General features: G+C 69.9%; 20 protein-coding genes. 9 read left to right on the forward strand and 11 right to left on the reverse strand.

The genetic code is table 11. From position 1 onward, the window contains the following. Positions 1 to 64: 64 nt before the first annotated feature. A complete protein-coding gene (locus AMYBE_RS0137610; RefSeq protein ID WP_020664563.1) occupies positions 65 to 1264 on the reverse strand; it encodes a glycoside hydrolase family 16 protein in 1200 nt (399 codons plus the stop codon). Between the two features lie 736 nt (positions 1265 to 2000). On the opposite strand from AMYBE_RS0137610, the gene AMYBE_RS0137615 reads away from it, so the two are divergent. Beyond that, entirely contained in the window at positions 2001 to 2639 is a 639-nt protein-coding gene (locus AMYBE_RS0137615; RefSeq protein ID WP_027928430.1) for a DUF2306 domain-containing protein, read from the forward strand. 39 nt (positions 2640 to 2678) lie between these two features. Here AMYBE_RS0137615 and AMYBE_RS0137620 read toward each other — a convergent pair whose 3' ends face one another. Together AMYBE_RS0137620 and AMYBE_RS0137625 are read right to left on the reverse strand one after the other, a co-directional pair. Next, positions 2679 to 3818: an acyl-CoA dehydrogenase family protein gene (locus AMYBE_RS0137620; RefSeq protein WP_020664565.1), complete on the reverse strand. Its 1140-nt coding sequence runs from the start codon at positions 3816 to 3818 to the stop codon at positions 2679 to 2681. Beyond that, a complete protein-coding gene (locus AMYBE_RS0137625) occupies positions 3815 to 6166 on the reverse strand; it encodes a bifunctional salicylyl-CoA 5-hydroxylase/oxidoreductase (RefSeq protein ID WP_020664566.1) in 2352 nt (783 codons plus the stop codon). The genes AMYBE_RS0137620 and AMYBE_RS0137625 overlap by 4 nt, the downstream gene beginning before the upstream one ends. A gap of 66 nt (positions 6167 to 6232) precedes the next feature. On the opposite strand from AMYBE_RS0137625, the gene AMYBE_RS0137630 reads away from it, so the two are divergent. Next, complete coding sequence (locus AMYBE_RS0137630) at positions 6233 to 6625, forward strand: RidA family protein (protein WP_020664567.1); 393 nt, start codon at positions 6233 to 6235, stop codon at positions 6623 to 6625. On the opposite strand, the gene AMYBE_RS0137635 is transcribed toward AMYBE_RS0137630, so the two are convergent. Further along, a complete protein-coding gene (locus tag AMYBE_RS0137635) occupies positions 6615 to 7463 on the reverse strand; it encodes a PaaX family transcriptional regulator (protein WP_020664568.1) in 849 nt (282 codons plus the stop codon). The two genes, AMYBE_RS0137630 and AMYBE_RS0137635, sit on opposite strands and share 11 nt — an antisense overlap. 40 nt (positions 7464 to 7503) lie before the next feature. Between AMYBE_RS0137635 and AMYBE_RS0137640 the strand changes: the two genes are divergently transcribed. Beyond that, positions 7504 to 8172 (forward strand): GNAT family N-acetyltransferase, encoded by a 669-nt coding sequence (locus tag AMYBE_RS0137640; RefSeq protein WP_020664569.1) that lies wholly within the window; start codon positions 7504 to 7506, stop codon positions 8170 to 8172. Positions 8173 to 8179: 7 nt separating this feature from the next. Here AMYBE_RS0137640 and AMYBE_RS0137645 read toward each other — a convergent pair whose 3' ends face one another. Next, positions 8180 to 8629, reverse strand: a complete 450-nt coding sequence (locus AMYBE_RS0137645; protein ID WP_020664570.1) for a MarR family winged helix-turn-helix transcriptional regulator — start codon at positions 8627 to 8629, stop codon at positions 8180 to 8182. A gap of 89 nt (positions 8630 to 8718) precedes the next feature. On the opposite strand from AMYBE_RS0137645, the gene AMYBE_RS0137650 reads away from it, so the two are divergent. Next, positions 8719 to 9123, forward strand: a complete 405-nt coding sequence (locus AMYBE_RS0137650) for a nitroreductase family deazaflavin-dependent oxidoreductase (protein WP_020664571.1) — start codon at positions 8719 to 8721, stop codon at positions 9121 to 9123. On the opposite strand, the gene AMYBE_RS0137655 is transcribed toward AMYBE_RS0137650, so the two are convergent. Further along, positions 9120 to 10262 (reverse strand): FAD-binding oxidoreductase, encoded by a 1143-nt coding sequence (locus tag AMYBE_RS0137655; protein WP_020664572.1) that lies wholly within the window; start codon positions 10260 to 10262, stop codon positions 9120 to 9122. The genes AMYBE_RS0137650 and AMYBE_RS0137655 overlap by 4 nt on opposite strands. A 70-nt stretch (positions 10263 to 10332) precedes the next feature. Between AMYBE_RS0137655 and AMYBE_RS0137660 the strand changes: the two genes are divergently transcribed. The 4 genes from AMYBE_RS0137660 (at position 10333) to AMYBE_RS0137670 (ending at position 13623) form a co-directional block, all read left to right on the forward strand. Next, positions 10333 to 11208 (forward strand): LysR family transcriptional regulator, encoded by an 876-nt coding sequence (locus AMYBE_RS0137660; RefSeq protein ID WP_020664573.1) that lies wholly within the window; start codon positions 10333 to 10335, stop codon positions 11206 to 11208. 193 nt (positions 11209 to 11401) lie between these two features. Further along, a complete protein-coding gene (locus AMYBE_RS46980) occupies positions 11402 to 11470 on the forward strand; it encodes a hypothetical protein (RefSeq protein ID WP_425386970.1) in 69 nt (22 codons plus the stop codon). Positions 11471 to 11571: 101 nt separating this feature from the next. After that, complete coding sequence (locus AMYBE_RS0137665; protein WP_020664574.1) at positions 11572 to 12588, forward strand: cytochrome P450; 1017 nt, start codon at positions 11572 to 11574, stop codon at positions 12586 to 12588. A 69-nt stretch (positions 12589 to 12657) separates the two neighbouring features. Next, entirely contained in the window at positions 12658 to 13623 is a 966-nt protein-coding gene (locus tag AMYBE_RS0137670) for a DNA polymerase domain-containing protein (RefSeq protein ID WP_020664575.1), read from the forward strand. On the opposite strand, the gene AMYBE_RS0137675 is transcribed toward AMYBE_RS0137670, so the two are convergent. Genes AMYBE_RS0137675 through AMYBE_RS0137685 form a run of 3 tightly spaced genes read right to left on the reverse strand, consistent with a single transcriptional unit; the run spans position 13606 to position 15719 of the window. After that, positions 13606 to 14337 (reverse strand): class I SAM-dependent methyltransferase, encoded by a 732-nt coding sequence (locus tag AMYBE_RS0137675; protein ID WP_020664576.1) that lies wholly within the window; start codon positions 14335 to 14337, stop codon positions 13606 to 13608. The two genes, AMYBE_RS0137670 and AMYBE_RS0137675, sit on opposite strands and share 18 nt — an antisense overlap. Continuing rightward, positions 14334 to 14732, reverse strand: coding sequence for a 6-pyruvoyl trahydropterin synthase family protein (locus AMYBE_RS0137680; RefSeq protein WP_020664577.1), 399 nt, complete (start codon positions 14730 to 14732; stop codon positions 14334 to 14336). The genes AMYBE_RS0137675 and AMYBE_RS0137680 overlap by 4 nt, the downstream gene beginning before the upstream one ends. A 12-nt stretch (positions 14733 to 14744) precedes the next feature. Next, positions 14745 to 15719 (reverse strand): zinc-dependent alcohol dehydrogenase, encoded by a 975-nt coding sequence (locus AMYBE_RS0137685; RefSeq protein ID WP_020664578.1) that lies wholly within the window; start codon positions 15717 to 15719, stop codon positions 14745 to 14747. Between the two features lie 33 nt (positions 15720 to 15752). Between AMYBE_RS0137685 and AMYBE_RS0137690 the strand changes: the two genes are divergently transcribed. After that, positions 15753 to 16481 carry a CDP-alcohol phosphatidyltransferase family protein gene (locus tag AMYBE_RS0137690; RefSeq protein WP_020664579.1) on the forward strand — a complete coding sequence of 243 codons (729 nt, stop codon included), beginning with the start codon at positions 15753 to 15755 and terminating at the stop codon, positions 16479 to 16481. 330 nt (positions 16482 to 16811) lie between these two features. Here AMYBE_RS0137690 and AMYBE_RS0137695 read toward each other — a convergent pair whose 3' ends face one another. Continuing rightward, a complete protein-coding gene (locus AMYBE_RS0137695; RefSeq protein ID WP_020664580.1) occupies positions 16812 to 17213 on the reverse strand; it encodes a VOC family protein in 402 nt (133 codons plus the stop codon). Positions 17214 to 17450: 237 nt separating this feature from the next. Beyond that, a complete protein-coding gene (locus AMYBE_RS0137700) occupies positions 17451 to 18074 on the reverse strand; it encodes a TetR/AcrR family transcriptional regulator (RefSeq protein WP_034287604.1) in 624 nt (207 codons plus the stop codon). Position 18075: the final 1 nt, after the last annotated feature.

An 18075-nucleotide genomic window follows, 5' to 3' on the forward strand; every position in this document is an offset into this window, starting at 1 on the left:
GCCAGGGATGGCGGGACCGAGGCGGGCCGTGGTGACCGAGGGGAGATCACGGCCCGCCGTCGCGCTACTGGTTGACGCTCCACTTCTGGTTCGCGTTTCCGGTGCACGTCCACAGCTGAAGTTTCGTCCCGTTCGCGGAGCTGGCGCCGGCCGCGTCGAGACACTTGTTCGCGTGCGGATTGACGATGTCGTGCGCCGCGGTGACGACCCACTGCTGGGCGTTGGTGTTGTTGCAGTCGTACATCTGGACCGCGGTGCCGTCGGCGGTGCCTGCTCCGTTGACGTCCATGCACTTGCCGAGCGCGCGGATCGTGCCGTCGCTGCCGACCGTCCAGTTCTGCGCGGCATTGCCGTTGCAGTCGGTGATTTGCAGCTGGGTGAAGTTCGCCGGGTTCGCCCACGGCACGTCGACGCACTTCCCGCCGATGCCGATGATCCGGCCGGAGGCGCTGCTGTCGCTGGTGGTCACGTGCACGTAGTCGACGACGAGCTGCTGCGGGAATTGCGTGCTGCCGTCCGGGTTTCCAGGCCAGTCGCCGCCCACGGCGAGGTTGAGGATGAGGTAGAACGGGTGGTCATAGACCCAGCGATTTCCGTTGAGATCGGCCGGAGTGCGGGTCTGGTAGGCGTTGCCGTCCACTGACCAGACGATCTTGTTGGGCGACCAGTCCACCGCGTAGGTGTGGAAATCATCGGAGAAATTCGGCCCGGTATAGGCCGCGCCGATGCCGTTCGCACCGGAGTAGCCTGGCCCGTGAATCGTGCCGTGCACCGTGTTGGGCTCGCGTCCGATGTTCTCCATCACGTCGATTTCGCCGTCTGTCGGCCAGTTTCCGCCGCCGAGCATCCAGAAGGCAGGCCACATGCCCTGCCCGCGCGGGATCTTCATGCGCGTCTCGACGTGCCCGTACGCCTGGCTGAATTTTCCCGCGGTGTTGAGCCGGGCGGAGGTGTATTCGCAGGTGCCGTACCAGCAGGTATGACCGGAGTTCTCGCGCTTGGCGGTGATCACCAGATGGCCCTGGCCGTCGAGTGCGGCGTTGGCCGCGCCCGCGGTGTACCACTGGCGTTCGTGATTGTTGCCGTTGTTGTCGCCGGTTTCGTAATTCCATTTCGAGCCATCGGCGGCAGCGCCGGCCGGACCGTCGAAATCGTCGCTGAAACTGGTCGCCGCGGCGGCCGGAGGAGGAGCGAGGACGGCCGGTGCGACCAGCCCGCCAAAGGCGAGCAGGGCGGCAGCGGCGAGACTGCGGAGACGGGACATGCTGGTGTCACCTCGGTTTCGGATTCCTGCGTGCGCAGGAAGCAGCCTCGCCAACCCGCTTCCGGCGGTGCTGGCGGCGAGGGCGACGGGGACTTTGTCGTGCCGGGCAACAAAGGTGGGAGAAGTATGCCTGGTCTATACCTCTGCGGCAACGGTGCCGAGGCCTGCGGTGCAGTCAGCTTGCCCGGACGCGCGGGAGAGCTTGCCCCCGCGGCCATGTCCGTGAGGGGCCCCGTCACGGACTTGGGTTCCGTCGAGCAGTCCGTTCCGTGAGGGGCCCCTTCACGGAATTGGATTCCCTCAAGGGGCCCCTCACGGACAGCCGGCGAAGGCACCGGGACGCCGCCGAAGACCCCGGAGCGCCGCCGAAGACCCCGGGACGCCGCCGAAGTCCCGGAGCGCCGCCGAAGACCCCGGAGCGCCGCCGAAGGCCGGGAGCGCCGCCGAAGGCCGGGACGCCGCCGAAGGTCGCGGAGCGTCGGCGAACGCCCCCGCAGCGTCGGCGGAGGCCGGGTAGCGCCGTCGAAGGCCCGCCCATATCGCCAACACAGTGCGCGGGTAGGGCCATCCCTACCTGGACAACACCGGCCGCCCGCATCCCCTCCTCGCCGCTGCCGCCCTAGCGTCAAAGCCGCGAACCAGTACCGAGGGGGACGATGTGAGCACTGGAACAGACTTCAAACCGACCAGCCCGACCCAGGCCCAGGCACGGAAGAAGCCCTGGCAGCGCCCCTGGATAGCCCCGCTGGGCCTGGTGGTCGTCGCCTTCCTCGCCTACGCCCTGCCGCCCTACCTGGCGCTGGACCCGGCTCAATCCCGGGTCCCCGCCCCGGACGGTTTCCCCGCGCACTACTGGCTCCTGGTCGGGCACGTAGTCTTCGGCAGCATCGCCATGATCACCGCGCTGCTCCAGATCTGGCCTTGGCTTCGCCGAACGCGACCGCGGCTCCACCGCTACGCCGGCCGCGCGTACGTATTCGCCGGCGTGCTCCCGTCCGGCGTCATGGCGCTGACTGTCGGCGCGGCGAGTCCCTTCGGCCCGGCGACCCGGGCAAGTGACGTCCTGCTCGCGGTGATCTGGCTCGGCGCCACCTTCGCCGGCTACCGCGCGGCCAGGGAACGCCGTTTCGGCGACCACCGTCGTTGGATGATCCGCAGCTTCGCCTTGACCATGTCGATCATCCTGAACCGCGTTATCGGCCCGATCGCGGCGATCTTCCTGGCCCCGCAACTGAACACGACGTTCGGCGGCAGCGAGATCGCGCTCGGCCAGTCCATCGCGGCCATCGGCGCATGGGTGAGCTGGACGTTCGCCCTGATCTGTGCGCAGCTGTGGCTGGACCGGAAACCTCGACGGCGCACAGCGGCCGCCTGAGGGGGTGGCGTTCGGTGCGTGGGGGACACCGAACGCCGCTCACTTCCGCAACGACCGGGCGATGATCGTCCGCTGGATCTCCGACGCCCCTTCATAAATCCGCGGCGCCCGGACCTCCCGGTACAGATGCTCCAGCAAATGCCCTCGCCGCAACGCGCGTGCCCCGTGCAGCTGCACCGCCTGATCCACCACGTACTGGGCGGCTTCGGTGGCGAACAACTTGGCCATGGCCGCGCGTCCGGCGAGGTTCTCCTCACCTGCGTCGTACGCGGCGGCGGCGGCATAAACCAGGAGCCGCCCGGCCTCCGTACGCGTGGCCATCTCCGCCAGCGTGTGCGCGACAGTCTGCTGCTTCACCAAGGGCCCGCCAAAAGCCTCCCGCGAAGCGGTGTACGAGACGCTCGCGTCCAGCGCCGCCTGCGCCATCCCGACCGCGAACGCGCCGACACTCGGGCGGAACAAATCCAACGTTCGCATGGCCACCGCGAAGCCGCGGTTCTCCTCGCCGAGCAGTTCGTTCCGCTCCACCCGGACGCCGTCGAAGACCACCGTGCCGATCGGATGCGGGCTCACCAGATCCAGATGCTCCCCGCCGAGCCCGGCCCGATCGCCAGGGACCACGAACGCACTCACCCCGCGGGAACCCGCGTCCGGCGTGGTTCGCGCGAAAACGGTGTAGAAATCGGCCTCCGGCGCGTTCGAGATCCACATCTTGGTCCCGGTCAACCGCCAGCCGTCACCGTCCCGCTCGGCCGCCAGTTGCAAGGCGGCGGCGTCCGAGCCAGCGTCCGGCTCGGTCAGTGCGAAGGCCGCGACCGCGTCCCCGGCGGCGACCGCGGGCAGCCAGCGCCGCACCTGTTCGTCCAAACCAGACTGCAGCACCGGGTAGCTGCCCAGCCCCTGCAAAGCAAGTGCAGTCTCCGCTTCGGTGCACTGCGTGGCCAGAGCTTCTCGGAGCAGGCACAGGTCGGTCGCGGCAGCCTGCCGAGTCGGCTGTCCGCTCTCGACGCCGGGGAACAGCCGCGCGAGCAAGCCGTGCGAACCCATCGCCTTCAGCAGCGGACGGTTGACCGTTCCTTCGGCACCGGCGGAAGCCAGCGGGACCAGCTGCGACGCGGCGATCTCGCGCACCGAAGCCGCATATGCGGTCTGCTCGGGAGTGAAAGCGAACGCGTTCATCGGGCTTCCTCCGGTCGCCAGCGGGCATGTGCGGTCTGGTGGCCGCCCGTGCGGACGAGGTCCAGCCGTGGTTCCGGGCCGTCGGTCCGGCCGGTTTGCGGGGCCCGTTTGCCCGCCGCCCACTGCTTGGGCCACTCGACCGGATAGTCCTGCGCGGCCGCCGCGTGCAAGGTCCACTGTGGATCGAACAGGTGGGTGCGGCCCAGCGCGCACAGGTCGGCCCGGCCGGCCAGGATGAGCGAGTTCACGTCGTCGTAAGACGAGATCGCGCCGACGGCGATCACCGCGGTGCCGTAACGACGGCCGACTTCGTTGCGGATCCGGTCCGCGTACGGGGTCTGGTAGCTCCGCCCGAACTTCGGCTTTTCCTCGCTGACGACCTGGCCGGTGGAGACATCGATCGCGGCCGCGCCGTGTTCGGCGAAGGCTTGCGCGATGGCGACCGCCTCCTCCGCGTCGTTGCCGCCTTCGAACCAGTCGGTGGCCGAGATCCGGACGGTCAGCGGGCGATCCGCCGGCCACACCGCACGGATCGCGTCGAAGACCTCCAGCGGGAAGCGGAGCCGGTTCTCCGGGGAACCGCCGTAGGCGTCGGTGCGGTGGTTGGTCAGCGGCGAAAGGAAGGACGACAGCAGGTATCCGTGCGCGCAGTGCAGTTCCAGCAGGTCGAAGCCGGCGCGGGCGGCGGCCTCGGCGGCCGCGACGAACTGGTCCCGGATCTCCGCCAGTTCCGCGACGGACAACTCCCGCGGCGTCTGGTTGTTCGCGGAGTAGGGCAACGCGGAAGGCGCGCAGACTTCCCAGTTGCCTTCCGGAAGCGGATCGTCGATGCCCTCCCACATCAGCTTCGTGGAGCCCTTCCGCCCGGAATGCCCCAGCTGCAGCCCGATCTTCGCCGGAGTTTCGCGGTGCACGAAGGAGACGATCCGTTCCCACGCGGCTTCTTGCTCCGAGTTGTACAACCCGGGACAGCCCGGCGTGATCCGGCCCTCGGCGGACACGCAGATCATCTCGGTCATCACCAGCCCGGCCCCGCCGAGCGCCTTGCTGCCCAGGTGCACGAGGTGGAACTCGCCGGGCACGCCGTCGACCGCGGAGTACATGTCCATCGGCGACACTACGACCCGGTTCGCCAGCTCCAGCGAACCGATTCGGACGGGCTGGAACATCGGCGGCGCGACCGAAGTGCCGAGCGAATCAGCGAACCACTGGTCCAGTGACGCGGCGAACTCCCGGTCGCGCAGCTTCAGGTTGTCGTAGGTGACGCGACGGCTGCGAGTGAGCAGGTTGAACGCGAACTGCTCCGGGTCTTGATGCGTGTACTGGGCCAGGTTCTCGAACCACTCCAGGCTCGCCTGCGCGGCGCGCTGGGTGGAAGCGACTACCGGACGACGCTCTTCTTCGTACGCGGCAAGGGCTTCCGGCACGGTCGGCTGCTCGTGCAGGCACGCGGCGAGCGCCAGCGCGTCTTCCATCGCGAGCTTCGTGCCCGAACCGATCGAGAAGTGCGCGGTGTGCGCGGCGTCGCCGAGCAGCACGACGTTGTCGTGCACCCAGCTTCCGCACCGGACAGTGCCGAAGGTGGCCCACTTCGAGTTGTTGGCCAGCACTTGATGCCCGGCGAAGATGTCCGTGCAGAGCGAGCGGATCAGCTCGATGGACTTCTCGTCGCTCTCGCCTGGCCCCAGCCCGGTGGCGGCGATCGGGCCGAACGCGCGCTGCCACACGTCTTCGTGCATCTCCAGGATGAACGTGCTGCCGTCGCGGCCGTACGGGTAACCGTGGACCTGCATGATGCCGTGCGGCGTCTCGAGGACGTGGAACTTGAACGCGTCGAAGACCAAGTCGGTGCCGAGCCAGATATAGCGGCACTGCCGGGTCTCGACGGTCGGCTGGAACGCGCCGGCGAACGTCGCCCGCACCGCGGAGTTGACCCCGTCGGCGGCGACCACCAGGTCGGACGAGGCGGCCAGCGTCGCCGGATCCGGGGCGGTGCTGCGGAATCGGACATCGATACCCATTTCCCGGCAGCGCTGCTGCAGGATCGCCAGCAGCCGTTTGCGGCTCATCGCGGCGAACCCGTGCCCGCCGGAGGTGGAGACGGTGCCGCGGTAGTGCACGTCGATGTCGTCCCAGCGGGCGAACTCGCGGCTCATCGCGTCGTGCACGGCCGCGTCGGCGTGCTCGATGCCGCCGAGGGTCTCGTCGGAGAAGACGACGCCGAAGCCGAACGTGTCGTCCGGCGCGTTGCGTTCCCAGACGGTGATCTCGTGGTCCGGCCCGAGTTGCTTCGCGAGCACGGCGAAGTAGAGGCCCGCTGGCCCGCCGCCGACTACTGAAATCCGCACGCCGCTCAGGGTATGTCGTGTGAACTACGGTCGTCAAGAAGACGAGAGATGGGTTAGGCTCCCGGCATGGAGCGGATCAATCCCCCGGAGCTGGGCAAGCCGTCCGGGTTCTCGCACGCGGTGACCGCCGAGGGCAGGCTGGTGTTCCTGGCCGGGCAGACCGCGCTGGACGCCGATGGCCGGATCGTCGGCGACGGCGTGGTGGCGCAGTTCGAGCAGGCGCTCGGCAACCTGCTGACCGCGTTGCGCGCGGCCGGCGGCGGGCCCGCGGACCTGTGCAGCCTGACCGTCTACATCGTCGACATGGACGACTACAAAGCCCGCGCGCGGGAGATCGGCCGGGTGTGGAAGCGCCTGGTGGGCGCCGATTATCCGGCGATGGCGGGCATCGGCGTGAGCCGGCTGTGGGACGTCGAGGCGCTGGTGGAAGTGCAGGGGTACGCGGTCCTCAGCCGCTGATGACCGCGCGCAGGTGCTTGCGCGCGGCGTCTTCGAGCCGGTCGTGCAGTGCGAAGAACACTTCGGCGGCACGGATGCCGGACCAGCCGTCCGGCAGCAGTTCGGCGGGCAGGCACGGGTCCAGGTACGGCATCCGCCGCCAGTCGGTGAGCACCCGCAGGTAGTCCGCGAACGCTTCGTCGGCCGGGGTCGTGCGCCGCCGCTGCCAGCGCCGCAGCGTCGGTTCGTGCTCCTCGCGGAAAGCCGTGTACAGCTCGTCCAGCTGATCCAGGTCCCACCACTCGCGGACCTTCTCGGCCGGGTCGCCGAACGCCAGGTGCTCAGCGCGGAAGAGGTCGGCGTATTCGGAGAGTTCCAGCCGGTCGAGGGTGTCGACGGTGGCCTCGTACAGGTGCGCGGGCGCGATCCAGACCCCGGAGGACGCGGTGCCGAACCCGAGCCGCGACAGCTGGGTGCGCAGCACGTGCCGCTTGTGCCGTTCGGCCTCCGGCACCGAAAACACCGCCAGCAGCCAGCCGTCGGCGAGCTTCGCGCGATCGCGGCGGAAGATCCGGTCGTCGCCTTCGTGCAGCAAATCCAGTGCGGTACCGGACAATTCGTACCCGGCTGCCCCGTCCAGGCGCACCGCTTCGAGCACTCCGCGCCGCTTCAGCCGGGAGATGGACGAGCGCACCGCCGGTTCGTCGATGCCGACCACGGCGAGCAGGTCGATCAGTGCGGCCACCGAGAGCCATTTGCCCCCAGCCTGGTGGTGCACGCCGTAGACGGACACAATGAGGTGCCGAGGCTGGGCCGCGCGCCCGCCGTCGACATCGGTTGTTTCCGGTACGGCCGTCACCCGATCACCATAACAAGCGAGGGGTAGCATTTCCGGCGCGATGGCGTTTGCGAGCAATGCACCGTTGGTGCACCGGCTGACCCGCCGCGGGCGGCTGATGGCGAAGCGCGCCTGCGACCGCCGCGGTCATGCGTTCGCGCTCGGCCGGTTTCTCTTCCGTACCCCCACGGCCTGGGAGTACGCCGCCGCGGTGGCCGCCGGGAGCGATCCGGCCGCGCAGCGCTGGCTGGGCTGGTTGCCCGAATCGGTGGTGGCCGAGCCGATGCGCGCCGAGGCGCTGCGGGTAGTGCCGGGCACCGGACCGGACTGGACCGCGCCGGACCATCATTCGGTGGACATCGTCGCGATCGACCTGGTGGCCGGCCGCTGTGCCGGACTGGTCAGCGTGCACGCGGGCGAGGACGGCAGCCCGGAGACCGGCGGTTTCCTCGCGCCGGGCTACCGGGGACAGGGGTTCGGCCGGGACCTGTTCGCCGCCGGACTGCTGCTGGGGCACGAGCATCTGGGCCTTTCCCGGATCCAGGCCGGGGCCGAGGTGGGCAACTTCGCCAGCGCGCGGTCGCTGGAGGCCGCCGGGCTGCGCCGGATCGGCGGCCCGCCGCGGTACACGCTGCCGAACGGCGAGACCAGACCAGCCTGGTGGTACCGGCACGAGGTGGGCTGGCCGCACCAGTGCGCCGGGCCGCAGGCGTCCTGGCTGAGCGTCTAGGCGATCCTCACGAGCTGTGCTGCTCGAAGACCTTCAACGTGTTGATCACCAGCGCGCGTTCGGCCGGGGTGAGCGGCGTGAGCGCTTCCTGCCACGCCTTCGCGCTGCGGGCGAGCCACGCGTCGACTGCCGGCTCCTTGTCCGCGTTGATGCTCACGATGGTGCGCCGCCGGTCGTCCGGGTGCTCGGCGCGGTCCAGCACGCCCTGGCGGGACAGGTCGCCGACCATCAGGCTGGCCGTCGTGGGCGCGATCTCCAGCCGGGCGGCGAGCTCGTTGACCGTCATCGGACCGTCGAACAGCAGATAGGCCAGCAGCGACAGATGCCGCGGCGCGAGCGCGAGATCGCCGAGCTCCGGGGGCGGCGGCGTCCGCTTCGCACGCCCGACCAGACGGGGCATGAGCAGCAGCAGCTCGCGCACCCCGTCGGCGACGGTCGGACCCGGTTCGGTGGCCATGCCGCGACAGTACCTGCGCGTGTGTTGACAGCCCGATTCGCCGAAATCTAGGTTTGTTGTTGCATCAACCAACTTACGGGAGTGTGCGGATGTCCGACTGGAACCAGCAGATCATCGACGAGTTCCACGCGAACGAGGGCAAGGTCGGCGGGATGTTCGAGGGCAAGGATCTGCTCCTGCTCACGCACACTGGCGCGAGGAGCGGCAAGCAGCGGGTGAGCCCGCTGGTCTACACCACCGACGGGGACCGGATCGTCATCGCCGCGTCCAAGGGCGGCGCGGACACCCACCCGGACTGGTACCACAATCTGGTCGCGAACCCGGCGGTGACAGTCGAGATCGGCACCGAGCGGTTCCCGGCCAAGGCGTCCGTGGTCGAGGACCGCGCCGAGCGCGACCGGCTGTACGCCGGGATGGTCGCGCACGCCGAGGGATTCGCCGACTACGAGAAGAAGACCGACCGGGTGATTCCGGTCTTCGTCATCGAGCGTTAGCCGAGCGGCTGGCCGTACACGAAGCTCCGCAGTCGTCCGGTCGATTCCGGGGTGAGCGGGGCGAACAGCTTCGCGTGTGCGGCCCGCACAGTCGCCGCGTCCGGGTCCACCAGTGACAGGGCGCGCACGGTGTAGCGGGATTCCGGCGTGAAGTCCGATGCCTTGGCGTGCTGGTACGCGCCGCCGAGCAGGTCGATGATCAGCACGGTGGGCACCGGCGCGCCCGGGCCGGCGTGATCGAGGACGGTGGTCAGCGCCTCGTCCGGCAGTGCCGGCAGGACGCGGTTGTCGCCGAGGTACGGGTGCGGGTTCGGCGGGTCGGCGGCGATCTGGCCGGAGTCGGTATACGGCATCGTCTTCAGCGTGTCCTGGATCGGGCCGAGCGCTCGCAGCGGGGCGACGAGCTGGTCGCCGCCGGCAGCAAGGCTCGCCACCCGGACGTTGGCGATGTGCTTGCCGCGGAAGGGTTCCGGCACCATCGGCAGATCCGGGAACGGCACCAGCGCCACCGAAGTGCCGACGGTGTCCGGCAGGTCGAGGGTCCAGTCGCGCCAGGCGCGCAGGACGTCGGGGATCCGCGCGGTGTCGAAGAACAGGCCGCCGCCGTACAGCGTGGTCACCGGGACCAGTTCGAACTCCAGTGCGGTCACGATCCCCGCTTCGAGCGGGCCGGTGGTGCGCGTTCCGTCGGGGCGGACGAGGTCGGCCGAGACGACGCGATCCGAGGCCAGGCCGAAGTGCCGGCCGAGCAGGCCGAACCCGCCGCCCAGCGTGTAGCCGACCACGCCGACGCCCGGGCTGGACCCGCTGAGCGGGGCGAGTCCGTGTTCCGCGGCGGCGTCGATCACGCTGCCCCAGGTGGCCCCGGCCTCGGCGCGGGCGAGGCGGCGTCGGGGGTCGACGGTCACGCCGGTCATCCGCCGGGTCGAGATCAGCACGCCTTCCGCCGGTTCGCGCAGCCCGTGCCCGGTGGCCTGGACCGCGATCGGCAGACCCCGCTCGTTCGCGTGCCGCACCGCTTCGGCGATGTCCTCTGCGCTGGTCGCGGCGACGACCAGGTGCGGGGTGGACTGGACGCCGGTCTGGAACCCGGCGATCTCTTCGCGGTAACCGGCCTGATCAGGGGTGAACGTCTGCATGCCTTCAGCTTGCTGAAGGCGTGACGAGAAGTCCAAGAGATACTGGTTCCAGTAGCTATAATCAATGGTTATGGAACTGCATCAGCTGGAGTACTTCGTCGCGGTCGCCGAGGAAGCCAACTTCACCCGCGCGGCGGCCCGGATGCACGTCGCGCAGCCCGGGGTCAGCGCGCAGATCCGCCGGCTGGAACGCGAGCTGGGGCAGCCGCTGTTCGACCGGTCCGGGCGCAGCGTCCGGCTGACCGGGGTCGGTGCCGCGGCTCTGCCGCACGCGCGCGCCGCGCTGGCCGCCGTCGCCGCGGTGCGCGAGACGGTCGCGGAGCACGAAGGGCTGGTGCGGGGGCAGGTCGCGATGGGGATGGTGACCTCCGCCGGACCGGTGGCGCTGCCGGACTTCCTGGCGGAGTTCGCGGAACGGTACCCGGGCGTGGAGATCACCCTCGGCGAGGCGAATTCGGACGTGATGGTCGAGGCGCTGCGCGAGGGCCGGCTCGATGTGGCGGTGATCGGCCTCGCCGACGGCGTCCCGGCCGGGCTGGAGACGCAGGTGGTGCTGGACGAGGAGCTGGTGGCGGTCGTCGGCCCGCGCGACGAGTTCTCCGACCGCGCGGAGGTGAGCTTCGCCGAGCTGGCGCAGCGGCCGCTGATCTGCCTGCCGCAGGGGACCGGACTGCGCGGGGTGCTCGACCGCGAGTTCGCCGCGCACGGCCTGCGGCCGCGGGTGACGCTGGAGGCGAGCGACCCGAATGTGTTGGCACAGCTGGCAATGCGCGATCTCGGCGTGGCGCTGGTGCCGGAATCCCTGGCCCGCTACTACTCGGCCGAACTGCATCTCGTCCGATTGGCGTCGCGGCCGCGCGGCCAGTTGGCGCTGGCCTGGCGAGCGGACGGCCCGCTCGGCCCAGCGGCGCGCGCCCTGCTCGACTACGCCCGTTCGGCGATGTAGGCCAACGGCGGCGCAGACTACCCGCGGCGCCCGGTCTTGCCAATGAATTCTGGCCGGAACTGTCCGGCCCGGCCGACGAAAGTAGTCGGTTTTCCTTCGGACGTGACAGCATTCCGGAATTGTTTGTATTCTCGGCGACGGCCGCGAGTGCGGTCGAAGTGTTCGAGAAAGCGGAGGAATTTCCGTGAAGATTGTGCGCCTCGTTCGCAAGGCCCTGCCGGGCAAGAGCCTGAAGTCCTACGCCTGGTACGGCTGGATCTGACGGAGCTGAGCTCGCCTGGGGCGGCCGTTCCCGGCAACCGGGAACGGCCGCCCATATCAGAAAGGAGTCGTGCGATCACTATTCCCGCTGAACGGAACAAAGTGCGCGAGGTGGTATTCGCGCGGCGTTTGCAAGAACTGTTCGACCGTTATCGGGGAAAAACCTTCTTTCGGCTGGAACCGGACACCGTCGGGGTGGCCGGGGCCGATCTGATGGACGCGCTGCTGCGCAGCCGGCCCGCCAACGCCGAGGAACGGCCGACCTTCAAGCCGGTGCTCGGCCGGGTGGTCACCCGACCGGAGTCGTCCGCGCTGATGCGGGCTGTCGGCGCGGATGTCCGGGCCGCGCTCAAGAAGCCGCTCGATCAGCCCGACCTCACCGGCGCCTGGCCCGCGGTACCGCACAACTACCTGCGGGACCTGGTTTTCGGCCGCGAACAGTGGCGGTTCCGGGTGCTCGTGGACCGCCGTCTGGAGCTGACGCCGAAGATCACCTGGTCGGCCGTCGCCGCCGGGGCCGCGCTGTGGGGGCGGCCCGCACCCGAGGTAGCGCTGTCCGCTTTGGCTCGAATGGTGCTGGAGGCGGAGACCTTCGAACAGCGCCGGTTCGCCATGTACCTGTACCGGCGGGTGGCCGGCCCAATCTGCTTCACGGTCGCCGCACTGGTCACGAACGCGCTGTGGCTGAGCTCGCCGCTGCACGAGGAGCTGCCGACCGAATACCTGCTCCACGAGGCGTTACGGCTGCTGCCGCCGTCCTGGAACATCCTGCGCGTGCGGTCGCCGGAGTTCGCCGAGGTGGACTCGCGGATCGGCGCCGGCGACGACGTCCTGCTGCTGCCGCTGCTCAGCCACCGCGACCCGGAGCTCTGGGACGCGCCGGACGAGTTCCGGCCGCAGCGCTGGGCCGACCTCGACCCGGACGCCCATCCCGGCTACCTGCCGTTCGGGCACAGCAACGAACGCTGCTGGGGCCGGCATCTGGTGCTGCCGCTCGCGGCGCGCGTCCTTGACCTGGTCCGCCGGGACGGGCTGATCGTCGATCCGGCGCAGACCCAGGCCAAGGTGCACCTCGACGGGCTGCTGGAGGTGTCGGACGTGCGCGTCGTGCGCGCTTGACCGAAGTGCGCGGATCGGCAAGGTTGGCACCATGAGCATTGCCGAGGCACTCCGTCCCGCGGAGGCGGCGTGAGCACCGCGGACGAGGTGCGGGACGGCGTTTCCCTCACCCACCTCGACCAGGAGCTGTTCGCCGGTGCCGGAGCGACGAAGCGCGACCTCGTCGACTACTACGACGCGGTCGCGGACCGATTGCTGCCGGTGCTGCGCGACCGGCCGCTGTCGGTGATGCGGGTGCTGCGCGGGCAGGACGCGTTCATGCAGAAGAACCTGCCCAAATACACGCCGGAGTGGGTGCCGCGCGCGAAGCTGTGGGCGGAAAGCTCTCAGCGCACCGTCACTTATGGGCTGTGCAACGACCGGCGGACGCTGCTGTGGTTCGGAAATCAGCGCGCGGTCGAGCTGCATCCCGCGCTGACCCGGGTGGATCCGGTCGGTCAGACCGATCTGATCATGGATCTCGACCCGCCGGAGGGCGCTCCGTTCCACGTCGCGGTGGCGGCGGCCCGGCTGGTACGCCAGGCGCTGGCCGACACCGGCCTGGCGGGTGCGTTGAAGACCAGCGGATCCAAGGGGGTGCACGTGTTCGTGCCGCTGGTTCCCGGACTGTCCTTTGAGGACGTCGCGGCGGCGACGCGGGCCGTCGGCGCGCGGGCGGAACGGATCGACCCGCAGCTGGCGACCACCGCGTTCATCCGGGAAGACCGGCACGGCAAGGTGTTTCTCGATTCGACCCGGGCGGGCGGGGCGACGGTCGCGGCGGCCTACAGTCCGCGGATCCGGCCGGGCGCGCCGGTGTCGTTCCCGGTGCGCTGGGACGACGCGGACAACGTGGCACCGGGCGACTTCACCGTGAAGAGCGCGGTGCGGTTGCTGGGAGACGCCGATCCGTGGGCGGAGGAACTGCCCGCGCCGCAGCAGCTCCCGGCGGACCTGGTGGCTGAGGGGCACACGATCCCGGTCGCCCGGGTCGCGGCGATGCACGAGGGCAAACGCCGGGCCCGGGCGCGCCGGAAGTCAGGCGAGGGCGAGTAGGTCCTGGTGGTGCACGGTGACCGCGGTGAGCTGACGGGCGGGCACCGCCAGGGTTGGGTTCTGTTCTTGTGCGGCAGCGACGTAACCGCGATACCAGGTGTCGATGAGGTCTTGGTGTTCGGCACCGAGCCGCCAGGGCGACGGTCTGGTGTGCACAGTCCAGCCGTACCGGGTGAATTCCGCGACGGTGAACGCGACGGCGTCCGGACCCAGCTTTCCTTCGCGGCGCTGGTGGTCGTTGAAGGCTTCGCGGAGCGCCGCGTCGGCCGGATCCGCTGGGGCGAGTTCGGCCGAGCCGGTGACGGACAAGGTGAACAACGCCGGACAGTGCGCGTCCACACAGGACTTCACCAGGCGCTGAATCTCCGCCGCGGTCAGCAGATCCAGCAACGCCGACGCGGTGACCAGGGTGGTTCCGGTGAGATCGCCGAGGCGGGTGACGTCTTCGGTGGACGATTCGACGACGCCCGGGACGCTGTGTGCGGCGATCTCCACCAGCCGCGGATCGCGATCGTGCAGGATCCATCGCTGCGGGCCGGGCAGCCGTCCGCTCAGCCAGCGGCCCATCGACCCGGTGCCGCAGCCGAGGTCGCGGATCACCGCCGGCCCGGTGGGCAGCAGCTCGACCAGATCGGCGGCCCGGGCCGCCGCGTCGGCGGGTTCCCGCAGCCGCAGCCATTCCGGTGCGTATCCGGAAGGGTCCGCAGCGGTCACAAGGCACGCTCGTATCCGGCCGAGGCGACGTGGGATTCGTGCAGGGTCACCGAAAGCCGCGCCAGCCCGCGCGCGTTTTCGCCCAGGTCCCCAGCGTGGACGCGGTCCGCGAGCCGGTCGGCGATGACCTTGGCGAGGAACTCGGTGGAGGTATTGACCCCGGCGAAGTCCGGTTCGTCGTCCAGGTTCCGGTAGTTCAGGTCGGCCAGCACCGCGCCCAGCTGGTCGGTGGCGAGCCCGATGTCGACCACGATGTTGTCCGAGTCCAGTTCGGTCCGGGTGAAGGTCGCGTCGACCACGAACGTCGCGCCGTGCAAGCGCTGCGCCGGGCCGAAAACTTCGCCGCGGAAGCTGTGGGCGACCATGATGTGATCGCGCACGGTGACACTGAACAACGTGTTTCTCCTTTACCGGTAGGTGATCCGGTGCGCCAGTCCGCGCAGGGTTCCGGAGGCGAGCCGCGCCACCACGTCCGGCAGCTCGGTGAACGAGGCTTCGCTGGTGATCAACGCGTCGAACGCCGGATCGGCGAGCAGCCGCAGCGCCAGCGCCATCCGGTCGCGATAGCCGCGGCGGGCGGAGCGGGCCGGCGACACGGTGCCGACCTGGCTGCCGCGCACGGTGAGCCGTCGCGAATGGAAGTTCTCGCCGAGCGGCACCGACACCGGACGGTCGCCGTACCAGCTCAGCTCGACCACGGTGCCCTCGTGGCCGAGCAGTTCCAGCGAACGCGCGAGCCCGGCATCGGTGGCGCTGGCGTGCACAACCAGGTCGAGGTCGCCGCTCGCGGTGTCCGGGGTTGCGTAGTGGATCCCGAACCGGTCCGCGATCTCCTCGCGTGCCGGGTCCGGGTCGACGAGCTGCACGTCCACCCCGGGGAAGCGGGACAGCAACCGGGCGACGCTGCAGCCGACCATGCCCGCCCCGACCACCGCGATCCGGTCGCCGACGAGCGGCGCGGCGTCCCAGAGCGCGTTGACCGCGGTCTCCACTGTCCCGGCGAGCACTGCCCGCGCGGCTGGCACGTCGTCCGGCACCACGGTGACCGCCGACGCCGGCACCACATACTCGGTCTGATGCGGGTAGAGGCAGAAAACCGTGCGCCCGGTCAGCTCGGCCGGCCCGGCCACGACCTCGCCGACGTTCAAGTAGCCGTACTTGACCGGCCAGGGGAAGTCGCCCTCCTGATACGGCGCGCGCATCGCGGCATACTGGCTTGGCGGCACCCCGCCGCGGGCGACGAGACTTTCGGTACCTCGGCTCAACGCCGAAAAGCGCGTCCGGACCAGCACTTCCTCGGAGTTCGGCGCAGCCACCTCGGTGGATCGCAGCTCCCCGCTGGCGGCCGAAGTGAACCAGAAGGCCCGCGCCGTCCGTGTCAAAGTCGTCCTCCGTTGCTGCCGGATCGAGGCGAAATGGCTGCCACCACCTGTACACGAACCCCGGCCGAGCTGGGTTCAACCATCGTCCAGCAGGCCCCGGCCCTGCTGGCGCAGCTCGGCCTGCTTGTTCTGCTGGCACTGACCACCGGTCTCGGCGTCGCCGGTTGGGCGGTCGGCGTCGGCTACCTGGTCGGCCTGCTGGTGCTGCTCACCCAGGGCGCCTGGCGGATCCGGGTGTACCGGCTCGGCCCCGCCGATCAGGTGACGCTCGCTCGCGCCGCGCTGATCGGCGGGGTGACCGCGCTCGTCGCCGACCACCTCGACGGGAAGCCGCCGCTGGCCTTCCTGGTCCCGCTGACCGCGATCGCGCTGGCCCTGGACGCGGTCGACGGCCAGGTCGCGCGCCGCACCGGAACCGCGTCCGCACTGGGTGCCCGGTTCGACATGGAGGCGGACGCGTTCTTGATCCTGGTGCTGAGCGTGCTGGTCGCGGCGTCGGCCGGGCCGTGGGTGCTGGCGATCGGCCTGATGCGCTACGCGTTCGTGGCCGCCGCGCGAGCCTGGCCGTGGCTGCGCGCGTCGCTGCGTCCGAGCCGAGCGCGAAAGGTCGTGGCGGCCCTGCAAGGGGTCGCACTGACGGCAGCGGCGGTCGGGGTGTGGCCGGCGGCGCTGGCCGGAGTGGCGTTGGCGATGTTGAGCTGGTCATTCGGGCGGGATGTGTGGTGGCTGTACCGGAATCGGACCGTTGGATCAGTTTATTAATGCGGAATCCGCAGTTCTTTGCCGAGTGGCAGAATGATTCTGCGGCGAGGTAAAAAAGACCAGCCGCTTGCCCTGATGTCGGAAGACAGCGCAGGTCAAGCGGCTGGCGCGGGAGTTGGCTATCGGCCCCCTCAGGATGATTTCCATCCTCCCGCGGTCACCATAGCGCTACCCGAATGGGGTGTTCGCACCCGGATGCGGAAAGTCCGGGGCGGGGTTTTTGTCATCTTGTCAATAGGAGGCGCGTTGTGGTCCGTGAGGGGCCCCTTACCGGAATCTGATTCCCGGAAGGGGCCCTTCACGGACCGGGGCGCTGGTGGGCGGCCGGATTCAGCTCTTCGCCGGAGCGCTGAGCTGCCAAGAGACTCCCCACCGGTCGTTCACCCACGCGAACGGCCCGAAGCCGTAGTCGTCCAGCGGCATCAGCGTGCCGCCGCCTTCGCCGAGCGCGGCGGTGACCCGCTTCAGTTCGTCGGTCGAGTCGAGCGTGACGAACAGCGAGGTCGACGGCGTGAAGTCGAACCCGTGCTGGACGAAGCTGTCACTGCACCGCACCCGCTGTCCGGCGACGGTGAACTCGGCCATCACGATCGTCCCCTCCGGGCCGGGGCCGCCGGCGCCGTAGCGCTCGTCGGACAGGACGGAGTCGCCGGGGAACAGGGACGTGTAGAACGCCATCGCCTCGGCGGCGTCGCGCTTCTGGAACATCAGGAACGGGACGAGGTCGGTCATCGGAACAGCCCTTTCGCAGATCGGGTCCCTGCGAACGTCGCATTGACAAGAAGATTTGTCAAGCATGCGAGCGCGACGATCAGCCCGGGCGGGCCCGGCGAAAATCGCCGCCGCAGCGGGGCCTGGCGCGGTCTCCCGGTAGGCGTCGCCGATCAGCGCGCCGGGCACGGTCCGGTGCGTTGTTCACGGGTTCACGCGCGGCAGGCTGCCACGCGGTCGCGCTGGGCCGCGTCTGGCTTACGAGCGGGTCCGCATCAGCGCGGCCGGGTTGGTGCCGAGCACTCGCGCAGCGACCCAGGCCAGGCCGTCCGCGGTCTCCGCGGGAGTGCCGGACGGCTGCATCACGTGGCTGAGCACCACGCGCACCACCAAGTCGATCGCGACGGTGAGCTGGCTTTCGTCCAGCGGCGGCCGGTAGCTGCGGACTCGGCCGCGCAGCACGGCTTTCGCTTCGGTCAGCAGGCTGCCGGCGCGAGTGGTCAGCAGCGGCAGGAACTCGTTGTCCGTGCCGTGCGTGGCCGAAGCGATGGCGCGCAGCAGGATGTTGTCGTCGGCGAGTTCCAGCACCGCGCGGACGGCGTCGTAGATCGCTTCGACGAGATCGTCCGGGTGCCGTTCGAACGCGGCGCTCACCGCGGCGAGGAACCGGCCCAGCTCGTGCGAGATCATCGCTTCGGCAAGCGCGGCCTTCGAGCCGATCTCGTTGTAGACGGTCTGCCTGCTCACCCCGACCAGATCGGCCAGCCGCGCCATGGTGACCGCGGACCAGCCGGATTCCGCGGTCAGCTCGATGGCGGCGGCGATGATGGGCTGCCGGTGCTGACCGCCCGCGGGCACCGGAAGCGCACTCATGACAGTCATT

This window comes from Amycolatopsis benzoatilytica AK 16/65, from assembly GCF_000383915.1.
In the GTDB taxonomy this organism is placed as follows: Bacteria; Actinomycetota; Actinomycetes; order Mycobacteriales; family Pseudonocardiaceae; genus Amycolatopsis; species Amycolatopsis benzoatilytica.